Source organism: Mycobacterium sp. NGS62 (assembly GCF_059812285.1).
In genome coordinates, this window is the sequence record NZ_JCALCK010000001.1 from 341,781 (window position 1) to 353,797 (window position 12,017).

General features: G+C 67.8%; 11 protein-coding genes. 2 read left to right on the forward strand and 9 right to left on the reverse strand.

Going from position 1 to position 12,017, the window contains the following annotated elements; genetic code table 11:
* Positions 1-870, forward strand: a complete 870-nt coding sequence (locus AC5Y49_RS01655; protein WP_499884080.1) for an NYN domain-containing protein — start codon at positions 1-3, stop codon at positions 868-870.
* Here the strand turns inward: AC5Y49_RS01655 and AC5Y49_RS01660 are convergent.
* Together AC5Y49_RS01660 and AC5Y49_RS01665 are read right to left on the reverse strand one after the other, a co-directional pair.
* Complete coding sequence (locus AC5Y49_RS01660; protein WP_499884081.1) at positions 867-1,541, reverse strand: GNAT family N-acetyltransferase; 675 nt, start codon at positions 1,539-1,541, stop codon at positions 867-869. The two genes, AC5Y49_RS01655 and AC5Y49_RS01660, sit on opposite strands and share 4 nt — an antisense overlap.
* 28 nt (positions 1,542-1,569) lie before the next feature.
* Positions 1,570-2,694 (reverse strand): M24 family metallopeptidase, encoded by a 1,125-nt coding sequence (locus AC5Y49_RS01665; RefSeq protein WP_499884082.1) that lies wholly within the window; start codon positions 2,692-2,694, stop codon positions 1,570-1,572.
* 111 nt (positions 2,695-2,805) lie between these two features.
* On the opposite strand from AC5Y49_RS01665, the gene AC5Y49_RS01670 reads away from it, so the two are divergent.
* Positions 2,806-3,762, forward strand: a complete 957-nt coding sequence (locus AC5Y49_RS01670; RefSeq protein WP_499884083.1) for a 5'-3' exonuclease — start codon at positions 2,806-2,808, stop codon at positions 3,760-3,762.
* 7 nt (positions 3,763-3,769) lie between these two features.
* Here the strand turns inward: AC5Y49_RS01670 and AC5Y49_RS01675 are convergent, their stop codons facing one another.
* From AC5Y49_RS01675 to pafA, 7 genes are read right to left on the reverse strand one after another with little or no spacing between them, the layout of a single operon-like run.
* The gene (locus tag AC5Y49_RS01675) at positions 3,770-4,558 is read right to left on the reverse strand and encodes a DUF4333 domain-containing protein (protein WP_499884084.1); all 789 of its coding nucleotides are present in this window, start codon (positions 4,556-4,558) and stop codon (positions 3,770-3,772) included.
* 59 nt (positions 4,559-4,617) lie between these two features.
* On the reverse strand, positions 4,618-7,389 hold the full coding sequence (locus tag AC5Y49_RS01680) for a DEAD/DEAH box helicase (protein WP_499884085.1): 2,772 nt from the start codon (positions 7,387-7,389) through the stop codon (positions 4,618-4,620).
* The gene (gene tatC / locus AC5Y49_RS01685) at positions 7,373-8,308 is read right to left on the reverse strand and encodes a twin-arginine translocase subunit TatC (RefSeq protein ID WP_499884614.1); all 936 of its coding nucleotides are present in this window, start codon (positions 8,306-8,308) and stop codon (positions 7,373-7,375) included. Before tatC ends, AC5Y49_RS01680 begins: the two co-directional genes overlap by 17 nt.
* Before the next feature lie 45 nt (positions 8,309-8,353).
* The gene (gene tatA, locus AC5Y49_RS01690) at positions 8,354-8,593 is read right to left on the reverse strand and encodes a Sec-independent protein translocase subunit TatA (RefSeq protein ID WP_499884086.1); all 240 of its coding nucleotides are present in this window, start codon (positions 8,591-8,593) and stop codon (positions 8,354-8,356) included.
* Between the two features lie 29 nt (positions 8,594-8,622).
* Positions 8,623-9,585 (reverse strand): helix-turn-helix transcriptional regulator, encoded by a 963-nt coding sequence (locus AC5Y49_RS01695; RefSeq protein WP_499884087.1) that lies wholly within the window; start codon positions 9,583-9,585, stop codon positions 8,623-8,625.
* Entirely contained in the window at positions 9,582-10,559 is a 978-nt protein-coding gene (locus AC5Y49_RS01700) for a helix-turn-helix transcriptional regulator (RefSeq protein WP_499884088.1), read from the reverse strand. The genes AC5Y49_RS01695 and AC5Y49_RS01700 overlap by 4 nt, the downstream gene beginning before the upstream one ends.
* A gap of 18 nt (positions 10,560-10,577) precedes the next feature.
* The gene (gene pafA / locus AC5Y49_RS01705; RefSeq protein WP_499884089.1) at positions 10,578-11,936 is read right to left on the reverse strand and encodes a Pup--protein ligase; all 1,359 of its coding nucleotides are present in this window, start codon (positions 11,934-11,936) and stop codon (positions 10,578-10,580) included.
* Positions 11,937-12,017 lie beyond the last annotated feature (81 nt).

The window sequence follows — 12,017 nt, forward strand, 5'->3', positions numbered from 1 at the left end:
TTGACGGAACCCGCTGCGGACCGCGTCGCGGTGTACCTCGACTTCGACAACATCGTGATGTCGCGGTATGACCAGGTTTACGGTCGCAACTCGTTCCAGCGGGACAAGGCACGCGGCTTCGACAAAGAGCCGGAGCGGTTGGTGAACGCCGCCGTCGACGTCGGCGCCATCATCGATTTCGCCTCGTCGTTCGGGACGCTGGTGCTAACCAGGGCCTATGCCGACTGGTCAGCCGACGTCAACGCCGGTTATCGTGACCAATTGGTCGGCCGCGCAGTCGATTTGGTGCAACTGTTTCCCGCAGCGGCGTACGGCAAGAACGGGGCCGACATCCGGCTTGCGGTCGACGCGGTCGAAGACATGTTCCGGTTGCCCGACCTGACCCACGTCGTCATCGTGGCCGGCGACTCCGACTACATCGCGCTGGCCCAACGGTGTAAGCGGCTGGGTCGCTATGTCGTCGGTATCGGCGTGGCCGGTTCGACCAGTCGGTCGCTCACCGCAGCCTGCGACGATTTTGTCAGCTACGACGCTCTGCCCGGCGTTTCCAGCCCCGAGGACGCCGCGCCCAAGAAACGGGCCCGACGCACGAAGGCCCAAGAGGCCGCCGAGGAGCCGCAACCGCCCGACGCGCAGGCCGCGGCCACCGGCTTGCTGGCACGGGCGCTGCGGATCGGTCACGAGAAGGACGACGCGGAATGGCTGCACAACTCGGCAGTCAAGGCGCAAATGAAGCGGATGGACCCGTCGTTCAGTGAAAAGTCACTGGGATTCCGGTCCTTCAGTGACTTTCTGCGGTCGCGCAGCGAACTGGTAGAGCTGGACGAGAGCAGCACGACGCGGATGGTCCGGCTGCGCGCAGATGCCTAGCCGGTGTGAGCGTCGCGGGCGCCCGGCGCTCGGATGACCAGCGGTACCGCGGGGAAATAGGCCGCCATCTCCGGTCGCGACTTACCCAGGGCGGCAGTGCCATAGCCCCGGTGGCGGCAGTCGGGACGGATCCAGATCCGGACGTGCACCTCGTGGCCGATGAGCTCGCCGAAGACCATGCCGACCTTCTGCGCGCCGTCGACCGCGACGAACCAGGCGGCATCCTCGGCGTCGATCCGGGCCAGCGCCGCGCGGATCTCGTCGTCGAGGGTGCCGGCGGGCCCGCCCGACCCGTCGCCCGCACCGCCGATCTCCTCGGTGCGCACACCGAAGATGTCGCGGTCGGCCTCGCCCGCGAAGGGCCGCAGCGCCAGACTCTCGCCCGAGCTCGCGGGCCGCTCCTGCAGCGTAAAGCTCAGTTGGGTGTTCAGATCGTCGAGTTCGGCAGCGATCCGTTTACGGGAGTCCTTGGTGAGTTGGTCGAACGACATTCCCATCACCGCCTCGCTGCCCCGGTGCGAAATCCCCAGCGACGCGACGATCGCCTCAACCGCGGCAGGTCGGTCGTCCGCCTCCACGATCACGTCCAATACCTCGTGGCGACGTTCCAGGGCGAGGAGCAAAGCGTCGGCGATTTCCCGACGGGCAGCGGCACGGTCGTGGTTGCTCATCGCCCGAGCGTAGTCGCTGCGCCGCGGGTCAGTCGATCGGAACGACGATCAGTTCATGTGGTTGCTGGTTCACCGGCTCGGCGCCGGTTTCGGTCACCACGACGATGTCCTCGATGCGGGCCCCCCACTGGCCGGGAAAGTAGATGCCCGGCTCGACGGAAAATGCCATGCCCGCTGTCAGCGGGACGTCGTTGCCCGCGACGATGTAGGGCTCTTCGTGCACGGACAGCCCGATGCCGTGCCCGGTGCGGTGCACGAAGTACTCGCCGAGGCCGGCCTGCCTCAGCACGTCACGGGCGGCCGCGTCCACCTGCTGCGCCGTCACACCCGGGCGAACCGCAGCCACAGCCGTGCGCTGCGCATGCTGCAGCACCGAATACTGTTGCGCTACTTCAGCGCTGGGCTCACCGATGCTGTAGGTCCGCGTCGAGTCGGAGTGATATCCCGGCTCGTAGGAGCCACCGATGTCGACGACGACGATGTCCCCGGCGTGAAGTTCGCGGTCGGAGCATTCGTGATGCGGGTCGGCGCCGTGCGGACCGGAGCCGACGATGATGAACGCGACGTCCGAATGACCCTCGGCGACAATCGCTTCGGAGATATCTGCGGCGACGTCGGCCTCGGTTCGGCCCGGCACCAGAAATTCCGGCACCCGGGCATGCACCCGGTCGATCGCCGCACCCGCCTTGCGCAGCGCGTCGACCTCGGCGGCGTCCTTGACCATCCGCAGCTGGCGCAGCACCCCGGTGGCCAGGACCGGCAGTATGCCGAGGACATCGGCCAGCGGCAACAAATGCAGCGCCGGCATCGCATCGGTGACCGCCGTCGCCACTGGGGCGCCGCCGAGTGCCGCGGCAACCAGCTGATAGGGGTTGTCGCCGTCGACCCAATCGGCCACCGCCAAGCCCAGATCCGCGGCCGCCGATTCCTTGAGCGCGGCCAGCTCCAGCCGCGGCACCACCACGGTGGGGTCACCGGAGGCCGGCAACACCAATGCGGTGAGCCGTTCGAAGGTCTGTGCGCGCGAACCGATCAAATACCGCAGGTCGTAGCCGGGGGTGATTACCAAACCCGCCAGGCCCGCGCCGGCGGTGGCGGCGGCCGCTGCGGCCAGGCGGCGGGCGTATACGTCGGTGTCGAATCGGGAGTTCACCTCAGCAAGGTTAGCGATCACCCACCCCGGACCGAACGTCGAGTTGTCGGGGCGATTTCGGGCAACGGACGACGACAAGTCGACGCTCGCCGTCGTGAGACGATGGCGAGCATGTCTGCGCCTCTGCTGCTGCTTGACGGTGCCAGCATGTGGTTCCGCTCCTACTACGGGGTGCCGTCGTCGATCACGTCACCCGACGGCCGGCCGGTGAACGCGGTCCGCGGTTTCCTGGACTCGGTAGCGCTGGTGATCACCAAGCAGCGGCCCGGCCGGTTGGTGGTGTGCCTGGATCTGGACTGGCGCCCGCAGTTTCGGGTGGACGCCATCCCGTCGTACAAAGCGCACCGCGTCGAGCAGGAAAACCCCGACGGCCAGCCGGATGTCGAGGAAGTGCCCGACGAGTTGTCGCCGCAGGTGGAGATGATCGAGGCGATCCTGGACGCGTTCGGCATTGCCGCCGGCGGCGCGCCCGGCTTCGAGGCCGACGACGTGATCGGCACACTGGCCGCCGCCGAACGCCGCGACCCCGTCGTCGTCGTCAGCGGCGACCGCGACCTGCTACAGGTGGTCGGCGACGATCCGGTGCCGGTTCGGGTGCTCTACCTGGGCCGCGGCTTGACCAACGCGACGCTGATGGGGCCGGCCGAGGTGGCCGACCGCTACGGTGTGCCCGCCGATCGGGCCGGCGCCGGCTATGCCGAGCTGGCGTTGCTGCGCGGCGATCCGTCCGACGGGCTGCCCGGTGTCCCCGGTATCGGCGAGAAGACCGCGGCGACGCTGCTGGCGCAGCATGGCTCACTGGCGGGCATCCTGGCTGCCGTCGATGACCCGAAATCATCGCTGTCCAAAGGACTTCGGCGGAAGCTTCAGGAGGCCGCCGACTACGTCGAAGCCGCCGGGCCGGTGGTGCGGGTGGCCACCGATGCGCCGGTCACGTTGTCGACGCCGAGCGATGCGCTGCCGCTGGCGGCCGCCGACCCCAACGCCGTCGCAGAGCTGGCACACCAGTTCGGTGTCGGCTCGTCGATCGCCCGGCTGCAGAAAGCGCTGGACTCGCTACCCGGCTGACGGTGGCTTACTTGGGCCGGCCGACCTCGTAGGTGCCCTTGTTGTCCTGGAAAGTCACGGTCACCTGCCGTTTGGAGCCGTCGATGCTGACGTTGCAGTCGAAGGTTCCGCCCTTTTTGACGACCGGGTTCTGACCGTCGTTGCACTTGACGTCTTTGACGTTCTTGGCGCCGTAGCCGTTGGTCTCGTCGGAAAGGATTTGCTGCACACCGGTCTGCGCCTTGTTGATGTCCAGCTTGGTGGTCACGAAAAACCCGGGCGCCCAGAAGCCCAGCACCAGAATCACCGCGACGACCACAGCGGCGAACACTCCGATGACCGTGCCGATCACTGCTCGCGAACGCTGCGGGCCCGCCGGCGGTGGACCGTACTGCCCCGGTGGTGGCGGGTATTGACCGTATTGGCCGGGGGGATACTGGCCGTACTGGCCCGGCTGGCCGTACTGGGTGGGCTGGCCGTACTGGCCCGGTTGACCGTACTGGCCCGGCTGGCCACCGTATTGCTCGGTTTGCGCGCCATACTGCTCGGACTGCGGGTAGGCCGGTGGTTGCGCGTACGGCTGCGACGGCGGATAGAACTGGCCGGTCTGCTGGTACTGCGGATACTCGGTAGGCGTGTACGCCGGCGCCTGCCAGGTCTGCTGGTCGGCGGATGGCTGCTGCCAACCCTGCTGCTCAGCGCCGGATGCCTGCTGCCAGGGCGAGGCCTGTGCGGTCGGCTGATCGGTGGATTGCTGATCCTCGCCCTGCGGCGGCTGCCACGGCTGCGTCGGGTCGGATCCCTGCGGTCCACTCATCGTGTTCTCGGTCCTCTCAGTACTGACACTGCCGTCTGTAACCGTAGCCGGAGCTCAGCCTACCCGGCATCAACTGCGACGACGCCGCGCCGAATGGCGTCGATCGCGCGTTTCGCGCTGACCCGCAGGTCCGGTTGCGGCGCGGCGTTGCGCACCTGGTCCAACAGGTCGAGCACCTGCCGGCACCAGCGCACGAAGTCCCCGGCGGACAACGGCGAACCGCCACCCTCACTGTCGGCGGCCGCCAGCGCCGACGCCAAGTCGCCGCTGCTGGCCCAGCGATAGATCGCGGCGACAAACCCGTCGTCGGGCTCGCGGCTCGGTGTGATGCGGTGCCGCTGCTCGTCGGCACGCAACTCGGCCGAAAGCCGTCGTGTCCGGTGCAGCGCCTGGCGCAACTGCGCGGGCAGCGCTTCCCCGTGTTGCAGCGGCGGCCCCGGACCGTCAGAGCCGCGGGTCTCGTAGAGCACCGTCGAGAGCACCGCGGCCAGTTCTGCTGGCCGCAGGCCGGCCCACGCCCCGGTGCGCAGGCATTCGGCGACCAACAGGTCGCTTTCGCTGTAGATCCGGGCCAACAGCCGGCCGTCGTCAGTGACCTGCGGATCATCGTCGTCGGCTGTGCGGTGCCGGATGAACCCGCGCTCGGTGAGCAACCCGACGATGCGGTCGAAAGTGCGCGCCAATGAGTTGGTGGCCGCGGCCACCTTCTTCTGCAGCTGCTCGTTATCGCGTTCAATCCGCAGATATCGCTCAGCGACCCGCATCTGGGTTTCACGGTCGGCTGCCTGATGGGCGGGATGACGGCGCATCTGCTCGCGCAGCGACGCCAGCTCGGGATCCACATCGGGGCCATCAGATGCCTGGCCTCGTCGCCGGCCCCAAGTCGCCGGGGTGACCAGTCCGGCCGCCGCCGAGCGCAGCGCCGACGCCAGATCCCGGCGGACCCGCGGCTGGCGGTGTTCAACCCGCTTGGGCAAGCTCATCGACCCGACCGGCGACGCCGCCCCGGAGTAGTCCGCCGACGAAATCCGGCCGGCCCAGCGGTGTTCGGTGAGCACCAACGGCCGGGGATCGGAGCTGTCCCGGGCGGATTCCAGCACCACCGCCAGGCCGCCGCGGCGGCCGTGCGGGATCGTGATGATGTCGCCGCGGCGCAGCGCGGCCAGTGCGTCGTTGGCGGCCTGCCGCCGCTGTAACCGCGAGGCGCGGGCCTGCGCGCGTTCCCGTTGCGAAATCTGTTCGCGCAGCCGGGCGTAGTCGAGGATCGGTCCGTCCGGGCCGCCCAGCCCGCCCGCGATCTCCTCGAGCATCCGCTCGCCCCGCTCGACACCGCGGACCAGCCCGACGACCGAACGGTCGGCCTGGTACTGGGCGAATGACTGCTCCAGCAGCCGGTGCGCCTGCTCGGGGCCCATGTGGTGCACGAGATTGATCGTCATGTTGTACGACGGGGCGAACGAGCTGCGCAGCGGGAAGGTGCGGGTGGAGGCCAGGCCGGCGACTTCGGCCGGTTCGATATCGGGATGCCAGATCACCACCGCGTGGCCTTCCACGTCGATGCCGCGTCTACCGGCCCGGCCGGTCAGCTGGGTGTACTCGCCCGGCGTCAGCGGAACGTGTTGCTCGCCGTTGAACTTGACCAGCCGTTCCAGCACGACCGTGCGGGCCGGCATGTTGATGCCCAGCGCCAGGGTCTCGGTGGCGAATACCGCCTTGACCAACCCGGCGGTGAACAGCTCTTCGACGGTGTGCCGGAATACCGGTAACAGCCCGGCATGGTGAGCGGCCAAACCGCGCAGCAGGCCCTCGCGCCACTCGTAGTAGCCGAGCACGTCGAGGTCGGCGTCAGCCAGATCGCCACAGCGATGGTCGATCACCTCGGCGATCCGCGCCCGGTCCTCCTCGGTGGTCAGCCGCAACGACGAGCGCAGACATTGGGCGACCGCCGCGTCACATCCGGCGCGGGAGAACACGAACGTGATCGCGGGCAGCAGGCCTTCGCGGTCCAGCGCGGTGATCACGTCCGGGCGCGGCGGCGGCCGGTACATGCTGGGCCGGCCGGGCCGCCCCGGGCCACGGTGGCGCGGACGCCAGTCGGCGAGCCGATCGGCCTCCCGGCGATGGGCGATGTGGCGCACCAGGTTCGGGTCGACATGGGGCTGATGCTTGGCCCCGTCGCCGTCGTAGTCGAACAGGTCGAAGAGGCGTTTACCGACCAGCATGTGCTGCCACAACGGCACCGGCCGGTGCTCGTCGACCACCACCGCGGTGTCGCCGCGCACGGTCTGGATCCAGCCGCCGAACTCCTCGGCGTTGCTCACCGTCGCCGAGAGGCTGACCAGCCGCACCTCGTCGGGCAGATGCAAGATCACCTCTTCCCACACCGCGCCCCGCATCCGGTCGGCCAGGAAGTGCACCTCGTCCATGACCACATGGGAAAGCCCTTGCAGCGCAGGCGAACCGGCATACAGCATGTTGCGCAACACCTCGGTAGTCATCACCACCACCGGTGCATTGGCGTTGACCGACAGGTCGCCGGTGAGCAACCCGATCCGGTCTTTGCCGTAGCGGGCAACGAAGTCGGTGTGCTTCTGATTGCTCAGTGCTTTCAACGGGGTGGTGTAGAAGCATTTACCTCCCGCAGCAAGCGCCAAATGGACCGCGAACTCGCCGACCACGGTCTTGCCGGCCCCGGTGGGCGCGCAGACCAAGACCCCGTGGCCGCGCTCGAGCGCCGCACACGCCTGCTGCTGGAAACCGTCGAGCCCGAAGGCCAGTTCCGCGGTGAACCGCGCCAGCTCGCCCGAGTGGCCGTCAGGTGACGTCGTCATGGGATCCGGCGCTGCCCGACGGCGTCGCCACCGCCGACGGCGGTTCGATGGTCGACGCCTCCTCGTCGGGAATCTCGGTCAGCGCTTCGCGTTTGGCTTTCCGTTTGTCGTGCAGGCGGGTGATCTGGATGGCCAGTTCGAGCAGCAGGGTCAACGCCAGCCCGAGCGCGAGCATCGAGAACGGATCCGATCCCGGGGTGAAGATCGCCGCAAAGCAGAACACCGCGAAGATCAGGCCGCGCCGCCAGGACCGCAGCCGCGCATAGCTCAGCACACCGGCCAAGTTGAGCATGACGATCAGCAACGGGAATTCGAAGCTGATGCCGAAAACCATCAGCAGGTTGATCAGGAATCCGAAGTACCGGTCGCCGGACAATGCGGTGACCTGGACGTCGCTGCCGACGGTCAGCAGGAAGTGCAATGCCTTCGACAACACCAGGTAGGCCAGCAGAGCACCGACGACGAACAGCACCGCGGCGGGAATGACGAATGCCGCCGCGAAGCGCCGCTCCTTCTTGTAGAGCCCCGGCGTGATGAACGCCCACAGTTGGTAGAGCCACATCGGGCAGGCCAGCACGATGCCGGCGGTCAGCCCGACTTTGAGCCGCAGCATGAACTGGTCGAACGGCGCGGTGGCCAGCAAGCGGCATTGCCCGTCGGCGCTGATCTCCGCGCGCGCCGACGGCGGCAACGCGCAGTACGGATGGCGCAGCCACTCCCCCAGGCTTTCCACCCCGAACAGCGAGTGCGAGTACCAGACGAACCCCAGCGCGGTGGTCAGCACGATCGTGGCCAGCGAGATCAGCAGCCGGGTACGCAGCTCGGTGAGGTGGTCGACGAGCGACATCGTCCCGTCTGGATTGGTGCGGCTGCGACGCAGGCGCGGATCGAGTCGCCTGAATAAACCGGTGGTGCGCACGACGGTCAGTGGGTGACGCTCAGACACCCTGACAGCGATCGCAGACTAAGCCTGCCGATCCTGTCCGGGTGCAGGTGCCGGCGGGTCGACCCGTTCGGCCTGCACGGTTGTCGGGGCGGCCGGCGCGTCCGGCTTGCCCTCACTCTGTAGTTCACGGACCTCGGATTTGAAGATTCGCAACGACTTGCCCAGTGCGCGTGCGGCGTCAGGGAGCCGCTTGGCACCGAACAATATGACCACTACGACGGCGAGGATCGCCCAGTGCCACGGACTGAAACTGCCCACTTTGGTTACCTCCAGACGTCCAACCGATGCTACCGCAGCGCCGCCTCGTACATCGCCAGCGCCGCCGCCGCGGCGTCCCGTACCCGCTGGGCCAGCGCCTCGGGGGCCAGCACCCGCACCGCCGGTCCGAGGCCCAGCACCACGCGCGTCATCCAGTCATCGGAGGCATAGGTCATGGCCGCCTCGCAGTAACCGTCAGGCAGCTCGCGCAGCAGGCGCATCGGGTAGTACTCGAACATCCACGCCGCCGCCGGGGCCAACTCCAGGGTGGCCGAGGGAAGCTCGGGATCGGCATCGAACAGCGAGGTATCCGGCGGCGCGGACAAGGCGGCTTCCGGCGGCGCGGCCCGCTCGTCGAGCACCTGCGCATCGACGATCCGGTCGAACCGGAACAGCCGCACGCCTTCGGCCTCACGTGACCACGCCTCGAGGTAACTGTGGTCGTTGATCACCACGATCCGGATCGGGTCGACGACTCGGTGCGACAGGGTGTCGTGCGAGGCGGCGTAGTAGTCGATCGCCACAGCACGGTTGTCGCGCACTGCGGAACGCACCGCGGCCGTGGCCTGGCTCTCGGCCGGAGCCGGCTCGTCGACGGCCGCTCCGGATCCCCGCGCGGCGATACCGGCAGCGGTTTCGATCTTGGCGATCGCGCTGCGCGCTGCCTCCGGGTCGACAACGCCCGGGATGTCCGCCAGTGCCCGCAACGCGATCAGCATGACCGTGGCTTCCGGTGAGGTCAGCCGCAGCGGTTTGTCCACGCCGGCGGAGAAGATCACCTCGATGGTGTCACCGGAGAAATCGAACTCGATCAGGTCACCGCCGAAGCCACCGGGAAGACCGCAGACCCACAACTGATTGAGGTCGGCATCCAACTGCTCGAGCGACACATCCAGGTCTTCGGCGGCCTCGGCGCGGGTAACCCGCGGGTTGGCCTGAAAGTACGGCACCATGTTGAGTAGCCGCACCAGGCGGGTGGTCAGCGCCGTCATGCGTAGGCTCGCAGCCGGCCCAGCACGTCCTCACGCAGCGACTCCGGTTCCAGCACGACGGCGTCGGCGCCGTAGCCGGTGATCTCCTGCGCCAACCGGTCGGTGGTCCCGATGTCGAGTTCGATCACCTCGCCGTCGCGACCGCCCAATTGCCGCGTCTCGACAGAGTTTCCGGCGCGCCGCAGCGCGGTGGCCCGCCCTTCGGCCACCCATACTCGGGCGTGCACGCCAGTCGGCGCGTCAGTCACCGCCTCAGCGACAATCGCGCGCGGGTCCACATCCGCTGGCTGAGTCACCGCGCCGGCGGGGCCGATCGCGGTGACGGCCGCGCCGATCCGCGACAGCCGGAACACCCTGGTCGCGTCGCGGTCGCGATCGTGCCCGACCAGATACGGGCGGCCCTTCTCGGTGATCACCCCCCACGGTTCGACGGTGCGCATCGTGTACGCCTCCGTCGGAGACGGCCGGTGTGGAAACCGCACGGCCTGTCCGGCCTCGATGGCCGCCAGCAGGGGGCCGAGGCTGCCCTCCGAGCCGCGCAAGCCGGCCGCACCGGCCGGTGACGCGATGGCGACCGGCGCGTCGGGGTCGAGGTCGATTCCGGCGGCCCGCAGCTTGAGCAGCGCGCCCTGGGTGGTGGTGATCAGTTCGGGCGATTCCCACAACTGGGTGGCGATCGCCACGGCGGCTGCCTCGTCGCCGGTCAGCTTGATATCGGGCAGCGCGTAGGCGTCGCGGTTGATGCGGTAGCCCTCGACCGGATCGAACGAGGACACCTTGCCGGTTTCCAACGGGATGCCGAGGTCGCGTAACTCGTTCTTGTCGCGCTCGAACATCCGGGAGAACGCCTCGGCATTGGGGCTGTCGTCGTAGCCCTTGACGGTGGACCGGATCTTCTCGGCGGTCAGGTAGCCGCGGGTAGACAACAGCGCGATGACGAGGTTCATCAGCCGTTCGATTTTCGACGTCGTCACGGGCACCAGGGTAGAGGGCTACATGCTCGCGATCAGCCGCTTGACCCGCTCGTCGACTGATCGGAATGGGTCTTTGCACAGCACGGTGCGCTGGGCTTGGTCGTTGAGTTTGAGGTGCACCCAGTCGACGGTGAAGTCGCGGCCGGCGGCCTGCGCAGCGCTGATGAATTCGCCGCGCAACCGGGCGCGGGTGGTCTGCGGCGGCTGGTCGACGGCCTCTTCGATTTCCTCATCGGTGGTGATCCGCGACGCCAGGCCCTTGCGCTGCAACAGATCGAACACCCCGCGGCCGCGTTTGATGTCGTGGTAGGCCAGGTCGAGTTGGGCGATCTTGGGGTCGGCCAGCTCCATGCTGTAGCGGTCCTGATAACGCTGGAACAGCTTGCGTTTGATGACCCAGTCGATTTCGGTGTCGACCTTGGCGAAGTCTTGGGTTTCGACCGCATCGAGCTGGCGTCCCCAGAGGTCGACGACCTGCTCGATCTGGGCATTGGGCTCCCGAGTCTGCAAGTGCTCGACGGCCCGCGCGTAGTACTCCCGTTGGATATCCAGCGCGCTCGCCTGACGCCCGCCGGCGAGTCGCACCGGGCGTCGGCCCGTCACGTCGTGGCTGACTTCGCGGATCGCGCGGATGGGGTTGTCCAGTGAAAAGTCCCGGAACGCCACCCCGGCTTCGATCATCTCCAGCACCAGCGCGGCCGTGCCGATCTTGAGCATGGTGGTGGTCTCGCACATGTTGGAGTCGCCGACGATGACGTGCAGGCGCCGGTATTTTTCGGCGTCGGCGTGCGGCTCATCGCGGGTATTGATGATGGGCCGTGATCGCGTCGTTGCGCTCGATACGCCCTCCCAGATGTGTTCGGCACGTTGGGACAGGCAGAAGGTGGCGGCCTTGGGCGTTTGCAGCACCTTGCCCGCCCCGCAGATCAGCTGGCGGGTCACCAGGAACGGCAGCAGCACATCGGAGATACGGGAGAACTCGCCCGCCCGCACGATCAGGTAGTTCTCATGGCAGCCGTAGGAGTTACCCGCCGAGTCGGTGTTGTTCTTGAACAGGTAGATGTCGCCACCGATGCCTTCGTCGGCCAGCCGCTGTTCGGCGTCGACGAGCAGATCTTCCAGCACCCGCTCCCCGGCCCGGTCATGGGTGACCAGTTGCACCAGGCTGTCGCATTCGGCGGTGGCGTACTCGGGGTGGCTGCCCACGTCCAGATACAGCCGTGCGCCGTTGCGCAGGAACACGTTCGAGCTGCGACCCCACGACACCACCCGGCGAAACAGGTAGCGGGCTACCTCGTCGGGACTCAAGCGGCGGTGGCCGTGAAATGTGCAGGTAACACCGAATTCGGTCTCGATGCCCATAATCCGTCGCTGCACGTGATCGAGCGTACTTGTTGCCGTACGGGGACGGTGGGAAGCCTCGCCTGTGGAGCTGTGGATATGTGTCTGAATGCCGTG

Coding starts and splice junctions, on each gene's coding strand:
- AC5Y49_RS01660 (WP_499884081.1), bottom strand. CDS start 1,541: ATGAGCAACCACGACCGTGCCGCTGCCCGTCGGGAAATCGCCGACGCT.
- AC5Y49_RS01670 (WP_499884083.1), top strand. CDS start 2,806: ATGTCTGCGCCTCTGCTGCTGCTTGACGGTGCCAGCATGTGGTTCCGC.
- AC5Y49_RS01675 (WP_499884084.1), bottom strand. CDS start 4,558: ATGAGTGGACCGCAGGGATCCGACCCGACGCAGCCGTGGCAGCCGCCG.
- AC5Y49_RS01680 (WP_499884085.1), bottom strand. CDS start 7,389: ATGACGACGTCACCTGACGGCCACTCGGGCGAGCTGGCGCGGTTCACC.
- AC5Y49_RS01695 (WP_499884087.1), bottom strand. CDS start 9,585: ATGACGGCGCTGACCACCCGCCTGGTGCGGCTACTCAACATGGTGCCG.